Raw genomic sequence first — 18,226 nt, 5'->3', positions numbered from 1 at the left:
ATTCGCATCCCAGTTGGCGGCTAATTGCCGATCTCACTGGATTGTTGCTTGAGATCCAACACCCTGACCGTGATATACTGGGGAAAACCAAAAGCGCCTGACAAACGGGTGTTTGAGCAGAAGGTGATATCATGACGATTTCCAAGTTTATTCTGGCCACGGGGCTGAGTTCGGCTCTTGTTCTGTCGGCTTGCACAGATCCGGGTACGTTGTCGGTGCAAAGCGATCCGAACCAAAATACCAAGCAAGGCGCCGTTCTGGGCGGTCTTGTCGGGGCGGGCATCGGGGCGATTGCCAACAACTCGAACCCCGGTCTGGGCGCGCTGGCAGGGGCCGCAATTGGCGCTGCTGGTGGCGGTCTGATCGGCAACCAGCTGGACAAACAGGCGGCAGAGCTGCGTCAGCAATTGGCAAATGACGGGATCACCATCGTTAATGCGGGTGACCGGCTGATTGTGACTGTTCCTAACGATATTACCTTTGACACCGACAGTTCGACCGTGCGCCCGGCGCTGCGATCGGATTTGGTGAAAGTGGGTCAAAATCTGGTCAATTACCCCAATTCGAACGTGCAGATCATCGGTCACACAGACAGCGACGGTGACGCGGGTTACAATCAAGGGCTGTCTGAGCGTCGCGCCAATGCGGTTGCGGATGTTCTGCAGGCTAATGGTGTCAGCTATAATCGCATCACAACAATCGGTCAGGGCGAGAACAATCCTGTGGCATCGAACCTGACACCGGAAGGCAAGGCGCAAAACAGGCGGGTTGAAATCGTTGTTGTGCCCAGCGGAAACGCGTAACGCGGATTAAACATTTTGCACGGGGTCGCCTTTGGCGGCCCCGTTTGCGCATTGACTGTGCGTCAAATGGGGTTTGGAACAGATCAAACTCGGGCTAGTTTTCAAAAAGTCACTGAAATGGAGTTCCCCTAGATGTCTCAACCCACTCTCCTTGGTCTGTCCGGGTCCCTGCGTCAGGATGCGACCAACCGCAAGCTTTTGCGGGAAGCGGCCCGGTTGTTTGATCCGGCCCACTTTGTCGAAGCAGACCTGAACTTGCCCCTTTATGACGGGGATCTGGAAGAGGGTGAGGGCATACCGGCAGCGGTGCAGTCTCTGGCAGATCAAATCGCACAGGCTGACGCGGTAATTATCTCGACGCCGGAGTACAATAAGGGTCCATCTGGCGTTCTGAAGAACGCGCTGGACTGGGTCAGCCGCACTCAGGGTAACCCTTGGGCCGACAAACCGGTTGCGGTCATGTCGGCGGCAGCGGGTCGTGCAGGCGGTGAGCGGGCACAGATGATCCTGCGGTCGTTTATGGTGCCCTTTCAGCCACGCATTCTGCAGGGGCCTGAAATCCATCTGGCGAACAGTTCGAACGAGTTTGACGAGCACGGAAAACTGGCCTCTGACCGCTATGAAAAGTCACTGCACAAACTGATGCAGAAACTCCGTGCCGAGGCTGGTTTTTGAAACTGGCTCGCGTATTGGGCATGGCACGTTCGGGCTGGCTAGCCTCAAAGGGTGGTGTTGGGTATATGCGTCCATCTCGTAGAGTGCATCGATTACAATGAGGCGTCGGGTCGGAAATCTTCGGGGATTTCATCCCGGTTTTCCAGCATCAGATCAGCCATGACCTCGGCGATCTTGGGGGCCATGCCAAACCCGATCTTGAACCCGCCATTTGCGATGAACTGCCCCTGATGCAATGGATGTGCGCCCAGCATTGGCGCGCGGCTTTTACTGCGGGGGCGGACACCAGCCCAGCGTTCTATTACCTCGGCCCCGTGCAGCAGCGGCAGGGCACGCGTGGCGCGGTCAATCACGTCGTCCAGAGCGCTGTCTGTGCTGGTCGGATCGTCATACTCCCGCTCCGAGGTTGATCCGATCGCCAGTGTTCCGTCCGCGTGGGGCACAATATGTATAGCATCGGCAAAGAGCTGCGGGACCTCACCCGCGTCAAAGCGCAACAGGGCAGCTTGCCCTTTGACGCCGTTGCCAACGGTCTTGCCGTAGGCATCGTTGAGCTCTTTTAACCCGGCAAGGCCAGTTGCGTGTACAACCTGTCCTTTGTTTTCCGCATCATTGACAACGTGAACGCCCATAACCTCAAGGGCGGCCACAAGCGCGGCGCAGGCTCGCCGGGGGTGCATCCGTGCGGTCAGAGTGTCCCGGATGACAAATCCGGTGGGGCTGGGCGGGCACCACGCTCCAGCCTGCGCGGTGGTGATCACGCGCCATTCGGCCTGACCTTGCCAAAGTCTATCTGCCGTACCTTCGCGCTGCCGCGCAAGGTCAAGGCTGCGGGTATCCAAGATGGGTTGAAGGCGACCCAACCGACCATAACCGGAGGAAACGCCGCCGGTTTCTTCGACTTGCCGCCAGAAAGCTTCAGCCACGATCAGGCTTTCGAACTGAAAGGCTTTCTTGGCGTTCCAGTTTTCAGGTACATGCGGGGCCAATGCGCCGACCAGACCGCCGCTGGAGCCGGCTCCGGGGCCGAATGGATCGACAACCTGCACTTTCGCGCCGCGCCGGGCGCAGGTCCAGGCAATGGACAGGCCGAAAATGCCTGCACCGCGAACTGTAACATCGACCATTGCCAATTCCCTTTTCCTTGTTCAGTGTCGCGCCGCTTAGCTACAGGATTCCCCGATGGCAGACCAGCGTGCCAAATTGACTTGGACCGAGGATCAGATACCGGTCTCGGATCGTTTCGATGATCCCTATTATTCGCTGCAGAACGGGCTGGAAGAGACGCGACACGTGTTTTTGGCTGGCAATGATTTGCCTGCGCGCTTCACACCTGGATTTCACATTGCCGAGCTGGGTTTTGGCACGGGCCTGAATCTGCTGACCGTTTGGTCTGAGTGGGAGAAATCAGGTCAAACAGGACCCTTGCGGTTTACCAGTTTCGAAGCTTTTCCCATGGCCGCGAAAGATATGCAGCGTGCGCTTGAAGCCTTTCCCGAATTGCAAGCGTGGAGCAGCCGGTTTCTTGCGCATTGGACGGGCCGCGATTGCACGCTTGAAACCCTCGCGTTTGAGCTGATCATCGGAGATGCTCGTGAGACTTTGCCGAAATGGGCCGGAATAGCAGATGCCTGGTTTCTTGACGGGTTTTCGCCCGCCAAGAATCCGGAACTATGGGGTGCAGACCTGATGCAGGAGGTTGCAAACCACACCGTTACAGAGGGGACCGCCGCCACATATACCGCCGCAGGCTTTGTGCGCCGAGGGTTGGAGGATGCCGGGTTCGACATCACCCGCGCGCCCGGCTATGGCCGCAAGCGACATATGACGCGGGCATTCAAAGCATGACACAAAAGAACAACGTTGGCGCAGGCATCGCCTTAATGGTGGGCGCGACAATTGTCTTTGCCCTACAGGACGGAATCTCGCGCCATTTGGCCGGGACCTACAACACCTACATGGTGGTTATGATCCGCTATTGGTTCTTCGCGGCGTTTGTCATAGCGATAGCCGCGCGCTCTGCAGGCGGTTTGAGGGCCGCGACGCAAACAAATCAGTTGGGTCTGCAGATCACCCGGGGCGTGTTGTTGGCCGCAGAGATCTGCGTCGCGGTCTTCGGCTTCACTGTGCTTGGACTGATCGACAGCATGGCCATTTTCATATGTTATCCTTTGCTTGTCGCCGCACTCAGCGGGCCGGTTCTGGGCGAACAAGTCGGATGGCGGCGGTGGAGCGCGATTGGAGTGGGGTGTATCGGCGTTCTGATCATTTTGCAGCCCGGCGTTGGGGTATTTGACCCATGGGCGATCATTCCCCTGATTTCCGCCCTGATGTTTGCGATCTACGCCTTGTTGACACGTTATGCCGCGCGTCAGGACAGCACAGCCACCAGCTTTTTCTGGACCGGCGTCTCAGGCGCAGTTGCAATGACTCTGGTCGGTATGTGGTTTTGGGAGCCGATGGTCCCCGCCGACTGGGGCTGGATGGCGTTGCTGTGTGTAAGTGGTGCATCCGGGCACTGGTTGCTGATCAAGTGCTACGAGATGGCCGAGGCCAGCGCGGTGCAGCCCTTCGCCTATTTCCATCTGGTCTGGAGCGCGATTCTGGGGATCTCGGTCTTTGGCGAGATGCTGCGCCCCGAAGTTGTCGTAGGCGCAGCAATTGTTGTGGCCGCAGGGCTGTTCACCTTATGGCGCGAACGCCGCCAGAGATGATCCGATCAGCTCCTGCGAGAACGGGACCGGAAGCGCGGGCTGCCCCAATCGGGCCCGGTAAACCGGCAGGCTTTCGGTCACGCGCATCACGTAGTTACGGGTTTCACTGAACGGAATTGTCTCGATCCAGTCGACGATATCGATCTGGCCCGCGCGGGGGTCGCCAAAACGTTCCATCCACGAGATCGGTCGCCTTGGCCCCGCGTTGTACCCGGCCGCCATCATCACTACGTTGCCGTTGAAATCAGCGGCCAGTCCAGAAAGGTAGTTGGCCCCCAGCTTGGCGTTGTACTGCCAATCCGTGGTCAATCGGCCGGTTTTGTGGCCACTGAGAATGCCCAGCTCACCTGCGACCAGCTTGGCTGTTGCAGGCATCACCTGCATCAGGCCGCGCGCTCCCGCGCCACTAATGACGACAGGATCAAACTCGCTTTCGCGTCGCGCAATCGCCAGCGTCATTTCCTTGGCCATAGGCAGGCGCATATCGGCCACCGGATGCATCGGGTAATATGCTGCGGGCAAAACAGTGCCTGTGGTCGCTGCCCGCTTGGCGATCATAACCGCCAGGTGCGGCTGTTTCAGCTCGATGACCAAGTCGCCAAGTTGATTGGCCTGTACCGGATCAAGGCTTTCAACCAGATGGGTCAGGAACCTCTCGGACAGGTTCGCCTCTCCGGCCTTCAGCAGCAGCAAGCCTGCTTCCAAAACACTGGAATCGGCAAATTCTGCCTGCCGCCAATGCGGTGCGCGGCGTGGGTTGGCCAGCTCTGTGTCAAACGGCCTTCCTATCTGTTCCGCAGCAAGCAAGCCGTAGAACGAAGTCTGGTAGTCGGCCCCTGCGGCATACGCGTCATATGCTTTGTCCGCATCCCCCAACGCAGCATAAGCCCGCCCAAGCCAATAGCCGCCGCGCCCCTTCGAGATTGGGGACCGGACCGCGTCCGAGAAGTTTTGGAAATGCCGTACAGCCGTGGCTGGGTCATTCAGCTTACGCAGCGCCAGAAACCCTGCCAGCCACTCCAGATCCGCATATCCATAGCCCATTTCAGGTGTCATGTGGTGATTGGCGGCGACGTCGTAAGCTCGTGCCAATCGTCCAGACCGCATCTCAAGCCGTGCCAGACGGCGGCGCCCTTCGGCCCATTTGTCGGGTTCGCCCAAGGCATCCGGGCCAGTCGAACGCGCCAGCATAAGGTCAATGGCACTGTCATCCAGTTCCTTCCTGTCCCGCCAGACAAACCGATCAAAGGCAAGCCCAGGCGCACCCTTTAGCGATTTCGGAACCGCCGCGACTTTGCTGTCCACACCAGGCTGGCGCTTTTGCAAGGCGATCCGCGCCTCTGCCAACTTGCGCTGGTCGGCATTGACCAGCGACAGCATTTGGCCGGAACTGACCAGATGACCATCCCACAACATTCGGTCCAAACGTGCGGTGTGATGCGGTTTCAACAGCTTCGCAAAGTTTTCCAGATACGTCTTCTGCAACCCCGAACCCATCGGCATGGTCCGCCACGCGGTGACGATATCCGCTTCGGCGTCTCCGACGCGCCCCTTTGCTTTCAGAGCGATTGCATAGTTCAAAGCACCTTCAGCAGTCTGAGGGGGCATGTCAGAATAAAACTTCAATACCCTGTCAGGATCGGCGCCGGTAAAGACCGGTTCGCTTTTGCGGCGCAACCATGCAAGTCCGGGCCAGTCCGGACGGCGTTCAAGAAACACCAGCACATCGCCCGAGCTGCCGAACCCTTCGCGCAGCCAGTGCCAGACGATGATATCGCGCGATACGGACCCGCGCTGGCCAGACACACGCAGCGCGGCGTTCCAGTCGCCCTTGCGCATTTCATAAAGACCTGCGCGCAAATCACCTGCGGCATCCGCCCGCGCAAGCTGCGGTGCCGTCACTGAATACACAATCACAGCAATCAACAATGCCAGAAAGCGTGTCATCCCTTGCATTTCCCAACCAACCGAGGATAGAGCCTGTGAGGATAAACCGTGCGTCGCCGGGATCAACTCACAAAGCTGGAAACGTGAGGGACCGAGGCGCAAAAACCGCAAATTGCACCTTAAAGGAGCGTGTCATGTTCAAAGGCTCAATGCCAGCCCTCGTCACCCCGTTCAATAACGGCGAGTTGGACCTGAAGACGCTCAAACACCTTGTGGATTGGCAGATCACCGAAGGCTCGACCGGTCTGGTGCCGGTCGGAACCACGGGCGAGAGCCCCACGCTCAGCCATGATGAGCATGAAACGGTGATCGAAGAGGTTGTGAAAACAGCGGCGGGCCGCGTTCCGGTCATCGCCGGGGCCGGATCGAACAATACGGTCGAGGCTATTCGGTTCGTGCAGTTCGCCGAAAAGGTCGGCGCGGACGCAGCGCTGGTCGTCACCCCCTATTACAACAAGCCGACCCAAAACGGCCTGATCGCACATTTTCAGGCTCTGCACGAAGCTGCGAATATTCCGATCATCATCTACAACATTCCCGGACGGTCCGTTGTCGATATGACACCCTCTACAATGGGTGAGTTGTCGAAGCTGCCACGCATCGTTGGAGTCAAAGACGCCACGGGCGATCTGGCCCGTGTCAGCCAACAGCGCGCGACCTGTGGCTCAGATTTCTGCCAGCTTTCCGGTGAAGATGCGACGGCGCTTGGTTTCAATGCTCATGGCGGTGTTGGCTGCATCTCGGTCACCGCAAACGTAGCCCCCAGGCTCTGTGCCGAGTTCCAACAGGCCACACTGACCGGGGACTATGCAAAAGCGCTGGCCTATCAGGACAAGTTGATGCCGCTGCACGAAGCCATCTTTATCGAGCCGGGCCTTGTTGGCGCCAAATACGCACTCAGCAAACTTGGTCTCTGCAGCACCGAGGTCCGTTCACCTTTGACCGAGCTTGAGGACAGCACCAAGGCCGCAATTGAAGCCGCAATGGCACATGCCAGCCTGATCTAAGATGGACCCGAGATGACAAAGGGCGGCCTCGAAGCACGAGAGCCGCCCTTTTCATTTTACGGGTCCAGACTTCATCTGGCTATAAATACCTCGGGGGAGGCGCGGCTTGCCGCGTCGGGGGCAGAGCCCCCTTTTAGCGTTTCCCGTAGTATAGCCCTACGACATGTTCTGCCTGCGCAAAGAACAACCAGCGGGACGTCGCCACACCCGCCAGATGCGACGCTACGGCCAGCAACGCAAAGACGTGATTGAACGGTAAAACCAGCAGCAACACCGGCAGCACAAAGGCCAGAACAAACGAGATGATCCGCAGCTTCTCGGCATGTTTGCGACCGACTACGTACACAAATTCCCGCAGCAGATAGTTGGTTCCGGTATGCGGTGGTTCAAAGGCGCGGACAGATCCGCGCGCGCCAAGACCAGTCGCGGTGCCCAGATCGGTTCCCGAGGATGCAAAGGCCTGATCCCCTTTGCGCCAGTACAAGATCTGTACAAGCGCGGCGATCAGAAGCAGTGGAATAGCAACGCTTGTTTGACCAGCCAGCAATGCACCACCCGCCAAGCTAAAGCTAAGGAACATCACTGGGGTCAGGTTCATGTTCCAGCGCGGGATGGTTTTGAGCTGTGTGTAGATCATCGACGTGGTGAAAACAGTTGCCAGCGAGAACAGCGCACCGATCAAGCCCAACAGGCTCCATTTCTGATCCAGAAATACCAGGCCAAGCGCGTAGAGGCCCATGAAAATCAGGGCCAGAACAGCGCACCAGCCTTCGCGGCTGAGCCAACTGGTCTTCCATTGGGTAAAGGCTTTCCAAGCGCGCTCCGGGTGGCCCAGATGGAACGTTGATGCCATCAGCCCGCCGACAGCCAACGCATAGGCGATGGCAAAGAAGACAAAAGCTATCCAGCCCGAGACGGCTGGAAACCCGAGGCCCAGGAAGACCAACAGGCCAAAACCCAGTCCGGACAAAGTGGTGAAGATAATGACGGAGGGTGCAGGATGCATCAGAGTTTCTCCAGCGTCTTGTCGAGCCAGCCGAGGAAACCTTTGGGTTCTTCAGCGACCGGCGCCAACAGGGGTGCCAATATGTCGATTTGGTCTTCAACCGTATCCTTGGGGCGCGGCGGCAGGTATTTGTTAACGGGTTTGGTGCCCATTTCGGGCATCAGATCCATGCCACCCCGGTCTGCAACCAGCTTGCTGACGTCGCTGTCAGGATCGCCCAGATCGCCAAAGTGCCGAGCACCAGCGGGGCAGGTGCGTACACAAGAAGGGACACGATCCACCTCTGGCAGGTTTTCGTTATAGATTCGGTCAACGCAGAGCGTACATTTTTTCATGACGCCTTCGGCCTGATCCAGCTCGCGCGCGCCGTAAGGGCACGACCAAGCGCAGAGGCCGCAGCCGATGCAGTCGCTTTCGTTCACCAAAACGATGCCGTCTTCAACACGCTTATAGCTGGCACCAGTCGGGCAGACGGTGACGCAGGGCGCATCTTCGCAATGCAGGCACGACTTAGGGAAGTGGATCAACTGAGCGTGACCTTCCGCAGGTTGCACTTCGTACGAATGCACCCGGTTCAGGAACGTGCCCGAGGGGTTGGCGCCATAGGCGTCCTGGTCGGACAGAGGCGCGCCGTAGTTTTCGGTGTTCCAGCCTTTGCACGAGATCACGCAGGCGTGGCAGCCCACGCAGGTGTCCAGGTCAATGACCAGACCCATCTTGCGCTCGGTGGATGTGGGGAGCTGGGTCATGACTGCCTTGCCTCCGCGATTGTTGTGAGGGCGGGCTGGGGCTCAGCCCCAGACCCCGAGGTATTTTGGGCCAGATGAAAAGCGGATCGGGTCATTTTCCCACCTTCCACGCCAGGTCTTTCGGACCTTGGCCAACTGGTGATTTGATCGGTGCAAATTCCGGCTGGCTTTCTGCATCTGAAGGCGGTGCAGCCTTTTCGAGTTTGACTTTGAGGTCAAACCAAGCGGCCTGACCGGTGATCGGGTCGGAATTGGCCCAGCGCAGACCGTCGCCCTTTGCTGGCAGAAGCTCGTGGATCAGGTGGTTCAGCAGGAAACCCTTGGTGGCTTCGGGCGCGTCCTCCTGCAGGGCCCAAGCGCCTTTGCGTTTGCCGATGGCGTTCCAGGTCCAGACGGTGTTGTCGTTCAGTGCCGCCATTTCCATGACCGGGACCGTGATCTCTCCGTGCGGAGACGTCACCTTGGCCCAATCGCCGTCCTGCAGCCCGTGCTCGCGCATCAGCTTGGTCGGCACGTAGAGCGGGTTGCGCCCGTGCAATTGGCGCAGCCAGGCGTTCTGGGTGCCCCAGCTGTGATACATCGCCATCGGGCGTTGGGTCAGGGCATTGACGGTGAAGCCCTCGTTGCCAGTCTGATCGGTTTCGTACCAGATGGGCATCGGGTCCAGCGTCTCTTTTATGCGCGCGCGCAGATGATCCGGCGGTTGACGTTCGCCATGGCCTTCGGCGGCCAGCTGGAATTTGCGCATCGGTTCGGAATAAAGCTGGAACAGGTAGGGTTGCGGGCTGTCATAGATGCCCATGTCTACGGCCCAGTCCTGATAGGCAGTGTTCCACGGCTTGTAATAATCCGCACCCTGAGGGATGTGGGCCACGTAGAAGCCGCCGTTTTCGATGTAGCGGTTCAACTGGTCCGGGTTGACCTCGCCCCGACCTTCCTTGTCGCCGTTCTCGCCCCGGAACCCAGCCAGCGGGCCGATGCCCGGTTTGCGTTCGTGGTTCACGATGTAATCGGCATAGTCCGTCCACTTGGCACTGCCGTCTTCATTGGTGAAGCCGGGCAGGCCCATGCGGTTGGCCAGATCGATCAGCACCGACTGGAACCCGCGTACGTCGCGATCAGGTTCGATTACAGGCCAGCGGATCGCGTCTGCGGCGGCTTCGGCCTCGCAGATGGGGCGGTCAAGCAGTGAGATACAATCGTGGCGTTCCAGATAGGTGGTATCTGGCAGGATCAGGTCGGCATAAGCCACCATTTCCGAACTGTAGGCATCGGAGTAGATGATGCGCGGGATCACGTAATCGCCGTTCTCATCCTTGTCGGTCAACATCTCCATGACGCCCTTGGTGTTCATGGTCGAGTTCCACGACATGTTGGCCATGTACATGAAAAGCGTATCGATCTTGTAGGGATCACCTGCGTGGGCGTTCGAGATCACCATATGCATCAGCCCGTGGCTGGACATCGGGTTTTCCCATGTAAACGCCTTGTCGATCCTCGCCGGGCTGCCATCAGCCTTGAGTGCCAGATCATCAGGTCCTTGAACAAAGCCCAGATGCGGGCCGTCCAGCGGTGAGTTCGGAGTAACCTTGCAATGTGGTTTCGGGTGCGCCTCGACCGGTTTGGGGTAGGGCGGTTTGAAGCGAAAGCCGCCGGGAACCTCGACCGTGCCCAGCAGGATCTGAAGCACATGCAGCGCGCGGCAGGTTTGGAAACCGTTGGCATGGGCCGAGACGCCGCGCATCGAGTGTATGGCGACGGGCCGGCCGATCATCTTGGTGTGTTTTTCACCGCGGAAATCGGTCCATTCGTGATCCAACTCGAACGCTTCGTCGAAGGCGACGCGGGCCAGTTCACCTGCGATGGCACGGATACGCTGGGCCGGGATGCCGCACTGATCGGCGACATTCTCGGGGGCATATTCATCGCTGAGATACCGTTCGGCCATCAGGTGGAAGACCGGGCGGTGGGTGACGCCGTCTTTTTCGTAAGTGGCCGACAAGTCCGGGCGAACACCGGGCTTGTCAAAGGCAGTCAATTCACCGGTGACGCGGTCGATGACAAGCGGTTTGCCATCCTCATCCCGCAGGAACAAACCCTTGGTCGCGCCTTCGGACGCGTCGATCAGTACCGGTGCGTTGGTGTAGCGGCTGAGGTAGTCGAGGTCGATCTTGCCTGCTTTCATCAACACGTGAATCATAGACAGGATGAACAGCCCATCGGTGCCCGGTGTGATGCCGACCCAGTCATCCGCCACGGCGTTATAGCCCGAGCGGATCGGGTTGACACCGATGACCCGCGCACCTCGAGCCTTGATTTTGCCGATACCTATTTTGATCGGGTTTGAATCGTGGTCTTCCGCCACGCCAAACAACATGAACAGCTTGGTGTGGTCCCAGTCGGGTTGTCCGAATTCCCAGAACGCGCCGCCCATCGTATAGATGCCACCCGCAGCCATGTTTACGGAGCAGAAACCGCCATGCGCTGCGTAATTACATGTGCCAAAATTTTGTGCCCAGAAACTGGTGAAACTTTGGCTCTGGTCGCGGCCGGTGAAGAAGGCCAGCTTTTCAGGATTGTCCTCGCGGATCGGCTTCAACCAGCTGACGGCAAGTTCCAGCGCTTCATCCCAGCTGATTTCCTCGAACTCACCCGAGCCGCGCGGGCCAACGCGTTTCAGCGGCGCCCGCAGCCGCGACGGCGCGTTGACCTGCATGATCCCCGCAGAGCCTTTGGCGCACAGGACGCCTTTGTTGACGGGGTGATCCCGGTTGCCCTCGATATAGGCGACTTTGCCGTCTTTCATGTGCACGTTGATGCCGCAGCGGCAGGCACACATATAGCACGTGGTCTTGCGCACCTCGTCCGAAACTTTCGGAGATGTATCAAGGATCGGCTGCTGATGGGTCATTGGCGGGTCCTGTCGGTTGAGTTGGGAAGAATGTGTCAGTTTCTTCCCAATTTGAGAACACTGTTCCGAAAAACGGTGTGAATAAGTGCGTTACGTCTTTTTGGCTTGCAGGCAGGTCACAGCGATCATTTGAGTCACATCCGCGGCGGAGCATCCACGCGAAAGATCGTTGGCCGGTTGGGCCAGCCCCTGAAGCACAGGACCAATCGCGGTGTAACCTCCCAGTCTTTGAGTGATCTTGTAGCCGATATTGCCCGCATCGAGATTGGGAAAAATCATCACGTTGGCCTGACCGGCGACGGATGATCCGGGGGATTTGCGTTCGCCGACCGAAGGAACAAAAGCGGCGTCAAACTGCAATTCTCCGTCGACGGACAGATCTGGTGCGGTCTGACGTAAAGTGTCCGTGGCTTCGATCACCTTGTCCACGTCCGGGTGTTTGGCGCTGCCTTTCGTCGAAAAACTGAGCATTGCGATTTTCGGATCGATCTGAAGAAGAGTCTTTGCCGAAGCGGCCGAGGCGATGGCGATTTTGCTCAATTCAGAAGCAGACGGATTGATGACCAGACCGCAGTCTGAATAAAGCATAGCCCGTGCGTCGGGTTGGGCATTTTCCGGAGGGTACATCAGAAAAAATGACGAAACCATTCCTGCATCGGGGGCCATTCCGATAACCTGAATTGCAGCACGGACAATATCGCCGGTGGTGTGCACCGCACCGCCAACCGTTCCGGTGGCGCGCCCGCTGCGCACCAGCATGGCGGCATAGACCGGCGCTGTTTCAACGGCAGCGCGAGCCTTGGCCAAGTCGACGCCCTTGTGTTTGCGCAATTCGTAAAATGTTTGGGTAAACTCCTCGGTCAGATCCGAGGTTGCAGGGTCATGCACCGCAACGTTCTGTGAAGGAGCAGCACCTTGGTCTTTCAGGGCTGCTTCGACTTCGGCTTGCGGGCCAACCAGAATAACATCGGCCAGATCGGCCTTTTGGGCGGCAAGCGCCCCCGCAACAACGCGGGGATCACTGCCTTCGCATAAAGAAATCACAGGACGGGTGGCCGGGGCGCGCTGACGCAACAGCTCGATTGGTGTTTGGGTCATGCGCGCTGGCTCCTGTTCTGCTTAGACGGCTTGCTCGCGCATGTCGTCGGCGTCGATACCGGCAACAGCTACAGGCTTTTTCATCGCGTCACGGCGGAAGGGCTCACCCAGTTCTTGGTTGATCAGAGCTTCGATCAGAGTGGTGATGCCGTTTTTCTGGTCTTCAATCGCCTGGTTCAGCGCATCGGTCAGCTCTTCCTGAGTGCGAGCGACAACGCCTTTCAGTCCACAGGCCTTGGCGATACCGGCATAGGAAACCTGAGTGTCCAGCTCGGTGCCGACGAAGTTGTCATCGAACCACAGGGTCGAGTTCCGCTTTTCCGCACCCCACTGGTAGTTGCGGAAAACGATCTGAGTCACGGCGGGCCATTCCGAACGGCCAATGGCGGTCAGTTCGTTCACGGCGATACCGAATGCACCGTCACCAGCAAAGCCGACAACAGGAACGTCTGGCTGGCCGATTTTCGCGCCAACGATGGCAGGCAGACCGTAGCCACAGGGGCCGAACAGGCCAGGGGCCAGGTACTTGCGGCCTTCTTCGAAGGACGGGTAGGCGTTGCCGATGGCGCAGTTGTTGCCGATGTCGGACGAGATGATCGCCTCTTTCGGCAGCGCGGCCTGGATTGCGCGCCATGCCATGCGGGGGCTCATCCAGTCAGGCTTGGCAGCACGTGCACGCTCGTTCCAGGTGGTGCCCGGATCGTCGTCTTCGTGGGTCATCGAGGTCAGTTCCTGTGCCCATGCGGATTTCTTCTGGGCGATACGGTCCTTACGCTCTTGACGGCCTTCGTCACCTGCAGTTTCGCTCAGGCGAGACAGGATGCCGGTGGCCACTTTGGCTGCGTCACCGATGATGCCGACGCTGACGTCTTTGGTGAGGCCGATACGGTCAGGGTTGATGTCGACCTGAATGATCTTCGCGTCTGCCGGCCAATAGTTGATGCCGTAGCCGGGCAGGGTCGAGAACGGGTTCAGACGCGTTCCCAGAGCCAGAACAACGTCTGCTTCCGAGATCAGCTCCATACCGGCTTTCGAGCCGTTATAGCCCAGCGGGCCAGCAAACAGCGGGTGGTTGCCGGGGAAGGCGTCGTTGTGCTGGTAGCCAACGCAGACCGGGGCGTCCAGACGCTCGGCCAGGGCTTTCGAAGCTTCGATGCCACCTTCGGCCAGAACAACACCGGCACCGTTCAGGATGACCGGGTTCTTGGCGTTCGAAAGCATTTCTGCAGCTGCCGCAACCGCATCTTCACCGCCTGCGGGACGTTCGAATTCCACGATCTTGGGCAGCTCGATGTCTACAACCTGGGTCCACATGTCGCGCGGGATGTTCAGCTGCGCCGGTGCGCTGGCGCGCTTGGCGTTCATGATCACGCGGTTCAGAACTTCGGCAACGCGCGAGGGGTCACGCACTTCTTCCTGGTAAGCAACACAGTCTGCGAACATGCGCATCTGCTCCATCTCCTGGAAGCCGCCTTGACCGATGGTCTTGTTGGCTGCCTGCGGAGTGACCAGCAGAACCGGAGTGTGGTTCCAGTAGGCGGTCTTAACAGCGGTGACAAAGTTGGTGATGCCAGGGCCGTTCTGCGCGATCATCATCGACATTTTGCCAGTGGCGCGGGTGTAGCCGTCTGCCATCATGCCGCCTGAACCTTCGTGGGCGCAATCCCAGAAGTTGATTCCAGCTTTCGGGAACAGATCCGAAATCGGCATCATTGCCGAGCCAATGATACCGAACGCATGTTCGATCCCGTGCATCTGCAGAACCTTAACAAAGGCTTCTTCGGTCGTCATCTTCATGTGAGTGCTCTCCAAACAAGTGGGTGAAACCGGGCAGATTGCCCGGGGTTTGATAAGGTTTTGGCGTATGGCCGCGACTGGCGTTAGGGCCAAAACGAAAGCCAGATTAGGTCCAGATGCCGCTTAGGCAGTCCGAATGGCGTCTGCGATCAGTTTGACGCCCGGCGCGATGCGCTCGGTCGAGATCGAGGAGTAACCGAGGCGGTAGAAGTTCTGAGGTCTGTTCCGCCCGGAGAAAAATGGCGCGCCTGGTTCAATATGAACACCTTGGGATTGCAGCTTTAATGCAAGTTGGGTCGTGTCTACTTGTTCGGGTGCTGACATCCACATTGAGGACCCGCCAATCACGCCACGTCCGGCCACGGTCAGCCCGCTTTCTTCTATGGCTGAGTTCATTGCCGTACGCCGCTCTTGCAAAGCTTTGGACATGCGCCGGATCTGCGCGTCGTAGTGACCCAGTGATAGAAAATATGCTGCTGTACGCTGTATGTGACCAGGCGGGTGACGCAGGACCAATGACCGAAGTGCACGTGCTTCACGGATAAAAGGTTCAGAGCCGACCATATATCCAAGTCGCAAACCGGGGAACAGCGACTTGGAAAAACTGCCGACATAAATCACGCGCCCATCCCGATCCATGGATTTGAGTGCTGGGGACGGCGCACCTCGAAAAGCCATTTCAAACTCGTAGTCATCTTCGACAACCATCGCATCCAGTTCGTGGGCTCGATCCAGCAGTTGGTTGCGGCGCTCGATTGGCATTGTCGCGGTGGTCGGGCTTTGATGGCTGGGAGTCGTAAAGATGACATCGGCGTCGTCAGGGATCGCCTCAGGCGGAAGCCCGTTTTGATCGACACTCAAGGGCGTAACCGCGCAGTCCCAATGGTTCAGTAGGCTCCGGAGCGCGTAGTAGCAGGGGTCTTCAATCACGGCGGAACGATTGTGAGTCAGCAAGATTCGCGACGCCAGCCAGAGCGCGTTCTGCGCGCCCAACGTGATCAGTATTTCTTCGGGGCGGGCGGTAATGCCGCGCCTGGGAAGGGTGTGGCGGGCGATGAACTCGACCAGAAGAGGGTCATCCTGATCCACGTAATCACCGGTCAGTGAATCGAAGTCCTTGTGTCCCAACGCGCGCACGGCGCACAAGCGCCAGTTGGCGTGATCAAACAAAGTCCGGTCAGCCTGTCCGTAAATGAACGGATAGCGGTACTCGCGCCAGTCGCTGGGTTTTGGCAGTACGTTGCGGTCCAGAAAACGACGCGCCAGTGCTTTGTCCCAGTCAACGGATTCTGTGCCGCGCTGGACAGGAGAGTATTTAGGTGGGACAGGCGCGTTATGCGAAACGTAGTATCCAGATCGTCCCTTAGCGGTCAGGTAATCATTCGCCAGCAATTCTGTATAGGCCAGTGTCACCGTGATTCGACTGACGCCAAGGTGGGCGGCCAGTTTACGCGAGGAGGGTAGCTTTTCTCCTACGTGAAAGCGTCCCGACAAGATGCCTTCGGCAATCATCTGTTGGATCTGAGCCTGCAGCGTGCCCTGACCGTTGAGTTCAAGAAAGAATGTATCGACCGAAATCCCCATGCTTGCTTATAGGGTGGACCTAAGGGGTGTGCAATCTGGACTTACATGGGCGCGACGTATTTTCCGGGCCTGGGTTGACTAGAGGATTTATTTAAACTAAAAAACCAGAAATCTAGTTTAATGGAGGTGCCGCATGTGGGAAGCAGCAGCTGCCGGATTTTCCGCCATGGGCTCGGAGGCCCGGCTGAAGGTCCTCAAGACCCTGGTACGGGCTGGCGAGGCCGGTTTGACGGTTGGTGAAATACAGAGCAGGACGGGTATCGCCCCGTCGACCTTGGCCCATCACCTGCGGTTTCTTGCGGCCGGTGGTGTGGTTGAACAGGAAAAGATCGGGCGTACCACGATCAACCGGGCCAGTTACGATGAATTGAGAAACCTTGCGCAGTTCATTCTAAGCGAATGTTGCGCCGACGCGGTTGGAGAGGCTGCGAACGATGGCTGAATTAACACAAAACCCCAAAGTGACTGCCAAGGGCGCGATTGAACTGATCAAGACGCCGTGGGCATTGATCGTTGCAATTCTTGCGGCTGTGGCGGTCCTGGATCCAAGTAATCTGCGCGAAGTCATAACGTTTGCCGCCAAGGCTTTGGCGCATACAGGGCAATACATCCTGTTTGCCGTGTTGCTCTTGTCATACCTGAAGGCCACCGGTGCGGAAGTGATGGTTGCGCGCGCCTTTGAGGGGCGCGAGACCCGGATGATCTTTCTGGCCGCACTGTTTGGCGGGCTGGCGCCCTTCTGTTCTTGTGAGGTCATTCCCTTTATCGCGGGTCTTCTGGCCCTTGGGGCGCCATTGTCAGCGGTCATGGCGTTCTGGCTCAGTTCGCCCTTGATCGACCCGCCGACGCTTTTGATTACCGCTGGTGCATTGGGATGGCCCTTTGCCATTGGCAAAGCCGTCGCGGCCGTTGCTTTGGGCCTGTTTGGTGGGTTCGCGGTGCGGCTGCTGATGCGCCATGGTGCATTTGCCCAGCCTCTGCGCGAATACAAACCGGCTGGATGCTGCGGATGCGGTCCAAAACTGGATGACAAGCCAGTCTGGAAATTCTGGCAGGAGCCCGAGCGACGCGTTCGGTTCCGCTCGGAATTCGTGCACAACGGCTTGTTCCTTTTGAAATGGCTGGCTCTGGCCTATGTGCTCGAAGCGCTGTTGGTCAACTACGTGCCTGCCGACCTCATCGCTGGCGCGGTTGGTGGGGAAGGTGTGCTGCCCATCGTTGTCGCCGCTTTGGTGGGAATGCCGGCCTATCTGAACTCGTACGTCGCACCGCCACTGCTGGCCGGTTTGATGGAGCAAGGAATGACAGCAGGGGCGGCCATGTCTTTTATGGTTGCCGGTGCCGTCAGCTCGATCCCGGCGATGGCCGCTGTGTGGTCGTTGGTCAAACCCCGCGTGTTTGCGACCTACCTGAGTCTTGGTGTGGGTGGTGCGATTTTCGCAGGCATCATCTTTCAGATGGTATAAATACAAAAGCCGCCCGACGTGAGGGCCGGGCGGCTTTATTACACGGGTTCAACCCATCAGTTGTCTTCGCACAGGTGTGGCAGTTTGAACCTATACCGGGCCTCGCCACTTTCGACATATACGCGTTTCTCGATACAAGCCGTTGTGCCCACGGTTTGGGAAATTTGCCCTTCGGTCGACGTGATTGAAGTAGCAGATCCATCCGGCAACCGAACCGAGGCGATGACTCCGTTTTTAAGATCTCCGTTCACCGCAGTCGCAGTCAAAACCGGTACTGTCAGGAAGGCTTCGTGCTCGTGTTCACCTTCGTCACCCAGCAGAAACAGGAACGTGACAATAGCGATCATGACAACGCCGCCAGCCAAACCAAGACCCCAGGTTTTGAGGAAGGCATAAATCGAGACGGCGCGATGCGGGCCAAAAACAGCGGATAAAACGTTAAGCATGGCTAGTCCGTAAAAAAGCCCCA

At 58.2% G+C, this 18,226-nt stretch carries 16 protein-coding genes; 7 read left to right on the top strand and 9 right to left on the bottom strand.

Features of this window, described 5'->3' with window-relative positions:
* The first annotated feature begins 131 nt into the window (after positions 1-131).
* Together GS630_RS14115 and GS630_RS14110 are read left to right on the top strand one after the other, a co-directional pair.
* Complete coding sequence (locus GS630_RS14115; RefSeq protein WP_171620039.1) at positions 132-803, top strand: OmpA family protein; 672 nt, start codon at positions 132-134, stop codon at positions 801-803.
* Between the two features lie 132 nt (positions 804-935).
* Complete coding sequence (locus tag GS630_RS14110) at positions 936-1,478, top strand: NADPH-dependent FMN reductase (protein WP_171180188.1); 543 nt, start codon at positions 936-938, stop codon at positions 1,476-1,478.
* A 92-nt stretch (positions 1,479-1,570) separates the two neighbouring features.
* Here the strand turns inward: GS630_RS14110 and GS630_RS14105 are convergent, their stop codons facing one another.
* Positions 1,571-2,605: an FAD-binding oxidoreductase gene (locus tag GS630_RS14105; RefSeq protein ID WP_171620037.1), complete on the bottom strand. Its 1,035-nt coding sequence runs from the start codon at positions 2,603-2,605 to the stop codon at positions 1,571-1,573.
* Positions 2,606-2,660: 55 nt separating this feature from the next.
* Between GS630_RS14105 and mnmD the strand changes: the two genes are divergently transcribed.
* Together mnmD and GS630_RS14095 are read left to right on the top strand one after the other, a co-directional pair.
* Positions 2,661-3,326, top strand: a complete 666-nt coding sequence (gene mnmD, locus GS630_RS14100) for a tRNA (5-methylaminomethyl-2-thiouridine)(34)-methyltransferase MnmD (RefSeq protein ID WP_171180184.1) — start codon at positions 2,661-2,663, stop codon at positions 3,324-3,326.
* Entirely contained in the window at positions 3,323-4,192 is an 870-nt protein-coding gene (locus GS630_RS14095; RefSeq protein ID WP_171180183.1) for a DMT family transporter, read from the top strand. The genes mnmD and GS630_RS14095 overlap by 4 nt, the downstream gene beginning before the upstream one ends.
* Here the strand turns inward: GS630_RS14095 and GS630_RS14090 are convergent.
* Positions 4,166-6,139 (bottom strand): lytic transglycosylase domain-containing protein, encoded by a 1,974-nt coding sequence (locus GS630_RS14090; RefSeq protein ID WP_171620035.1) that lies wholly within the window; start codon positions 6,137-6,139, stop codon positions 4,166-4,168. The genes GS630_RS14095 and GS630_RS14090 overlap by 27 nt on opposite strands.
* 134 nt (positions 6,140-6,273) lie before the next feature.
* Here GS630_RS14090 and dapA point away from each other — a divergent pair, with 134 nt between their 5' ends.
* Entirely contained in the window at positions 6,274-7,146 is an 873-nt protein-coding gene (gene dapA, locus GS630_RS14085) for a 4-hydroxy-tetrahydrodipicolinate synthase (RefSeq protein WP_171180179.1), read from the top strand.
* A gap of 133 nt (positions 7,147-7,279) precedes the next feature.
* On the opposite strand, the gene GS630_RS14080 is transcribed toward dapA, so the two are convergent.
* The 6 genes from GS630_RS14080 to GS630_RS14055 form a co-directional block, all read right to left on the bottom strand.
* Positions 7,280-8,152, bottom strand: a complete 873-nt coding sequence (locus GS630_RS14080) for a DmsC/YnfH family molybdoenzyme membrane anchor subunit (RefSeq protein WP_171620033.1) — start codon at positions 8,150-8,152, stop codon at positions 7,280-7,282.
* Entirely contained in the window at positions 8,152-8,901 is a 750-nt protein-coding gene (locus tag GS630_RS14075) for a 4Fe-4S dicluster domain-containing protein (protein ID WP_171180175.1), read from the bottom strand. The genes GS630_RS14080 and GS630_RS14075 overlap by 1 nt, the downstream gene beginning before the upstream one ends.
* Positions 8,902-8,992: 91 nt before the next feature.
* Positions 8,993-11,812, bottom strand: a complete 2,820-nt coding sequence (locus GS630_RS14070; RefSeq protein WP_171712068.1) for a molybdopterin oxidoreductase family protein — start codon at positions 11,810-11,812, stop codon at positions 8,993-8,995.
* Between the two features lie 90 nt (positions 11,813-11,902).
* The gene (pta, locus tag GS630_RS14065) at positions 11,903-12,910 is read right to left on the bottom strand and encodes a phosphate acetyltransferase (RefSeq protein ID WP_171620031.1); all 1,008 of its coding nucleotides are present in this window, start codon (positions 12,908-12,910) and stop codon (positions 11,903-11,905) included.
* Between the two features lie 21 nt (positions 12,911-12,931).
* On the bottom strand, positions 12,932-14,707 hold the full coding sequence (gene xsc, locus GS630_RS14060) for a sulfoacetaldehyde acetyltransferase (protein ID WP_171180169.1): 1,776 nt from the start codon (positions 14,705-14,707) through the stop codon (positions 12,932-12,934).
* Positions 14,708-14,830: 123 nt separating this feature from the next.
* Positions 14,831-16,291, bottom strand: a complete 1,461-nt coding sequence (locus GS630_RS14055; protein WP_171180166.1) for a PLP-dependent aminotransferase family protein — start codon at positions 16,289-16,291, stop codon at positions 14,831-14,833.
* 133 nt (positions 16,292-16,424) lie between these two features.
* Between GS630_RS14055 and GS630_RS14050 the strand changes: the two genes are divergently transcribed.
* Positions 16,425-16,733 (top strand): helix-turn-helix transcriptional regulator, encoded by a 309-nt coding sequence (locus tag GS630_RS14050; RefSeq protein WP_171180164.1) that lies wholly within the window; start codon positions 16,425-16,427, stop codon positions 16,731-16,733.
* Positions 16,726-17,757, top strand: a complete 1,032-nt coding sequence (locus GS630_RS14045) for a permease (RefSeq protein ID WP_171620029.1) — start codon at positions 16,726-16,728, stop codon at positions 17,755-17,757. The genes GS630_RS14050 and GS630_RS14045 overlap by 8 nt, the downstream gene beginning before the upstream one ends.
* 56 nt (positions 17,758-17,813) lie before the next feature.
* Here GS630_RS14045 and GS630_RS14040 read toward each other — a convergent pair whose 3' ends face one another.
* Entirely contained in the window at positions 17,814-18,203 is a 390-nt protein-coding gene (locus tag GS630_RS14040; protein WP_171236042.1) for a hypothetical protein, read from the bottom strand.
* Between the last annotated feature and the right edge of the window lie 23 nt (positions 18,204-18,226).

The sequence above is a fragment of the Ruegeria sp. HKCCD7303 genome (assembly GCF_013111185.1).
Classification (GTDB): Bacteria; Pseudomonadota; Alphaproteobacteria; order Rhodobacterales; family Rhodobacteraceae; genus Ruegeria.
Note: the sequence above shows the minus strand (reverse complement) of the source record. Positions and strands in the feature narration are given on the sequence as shown.

Bases quoted from the DNA above. Each gene is read 5' to 3' on its own strand.
- GS630_RS14105 (WP_171620037.1), bottom strand. From the start codon at position 2,605: ATGGTCGATGTTACAGTTCGCGGTGCAGGCATTTTCGGCCTGTCCATT.
- GS630_RS14115 (WP_171620039.1), top strand. From the start codon at position 132: ATGACGATTTCCAAGTTTATTCTGGCCACGGGGCTGAGTTCGGCTCTT.
- GS630_RS14095 (WP_171180183.1), top strand. From the start codon at position 3,323: ATGACACAAAAGAACAACGTTGGCGCAGGCATCGCCTTAATGGTGGGC.
- GS630_RS14050 (WP_171180164.1), top strand. From the start codon at position 16,425: ATGTGGGAAGCAGCAGCTGCCGGATTTTCCGCCATGGGCTCGGAGGCC.
- GS630_RS14045 (WP_171620029.1), top strand. From the start codon at position 16,726: ATGGCTGAATTAACACAAAACCCCAAAGTGACTGCCAAGGGCGCGATT.
- GS630_RS14055 (WP_171180166.1), bottom strand. From the start codon at position 16,291: ATGGGGATTTCGGTCGATACATTCTTTCTTGAACTCAACGGTCAGGGC.
- GS630_RS14110 (WP_171180188.1), top strand. From the start codon at position 936: ATGTCTCAACCCACTCTCCTTGGTCTGTCCGGGTCCCTGCGTCAGGAT.
- GS630_RS14040 (WP_171236042.1), bottom strand. From the start codon at position 18,203: ATGCTTAACGTTTTATCCGCTGTTTTTGGCCCGCATCGCGCCGTCTCG.
- mnmD (WP_171180184.1), top strand. From the start codon at position 2,661: ATGGCAGACCAGCGTGCCAAATTGACTTGGACCGAGGATCAGATACCG.
- pta (WP_171620031.1), bottom strand. From the start codon at position 12,910: ATGACCCAAACACCAATCGAGCTGTTGCGTCAGCGCGCCCCGGCCACC.
- GS630_RS14090 (WP_171620035.1), bottom strand. From the start codon at position 6,139: ATGACACGCTTTCTGGCATTGTTGATTGCTGTGATTGTGTATTCAGTG.
- xsc (WP_171180169.1), bottom strand. From the start codon at position 14,707: ATGAAGATGACGACCGAAGAAGCCTTTGTTAAGGTTCTGCAGATGCAC.
- GS630_RS14075 (WP_171180175.1), bottom strand. From the start codon at position 8,901: ATGACCCAGCTCCCCACATCCACCGAGCGCAAGATGGGTCTGGTCATT.
- dapA (WP_171180179.1), top strand. From the start codon at position 6,274: ATGTTCAAAGGCTCAATGCCAGCCCTCGTCACCCCGTTCAATAACGGC.
- GS630_RS14070 (WP_171712068.1), bottom strand. From the start codon at position 11,812: ATGACCCATCAGCAGCCGATCCTTGATACATCTCCGAAAGTTTCGGAC.
- GS630_RS14080 (WP_171620033.1), bottom strand. From the start codon at position 8,152: ATGCATCCTGCACCCTCCGTCATTATCTTCACCACTTTGTCCGGACTG.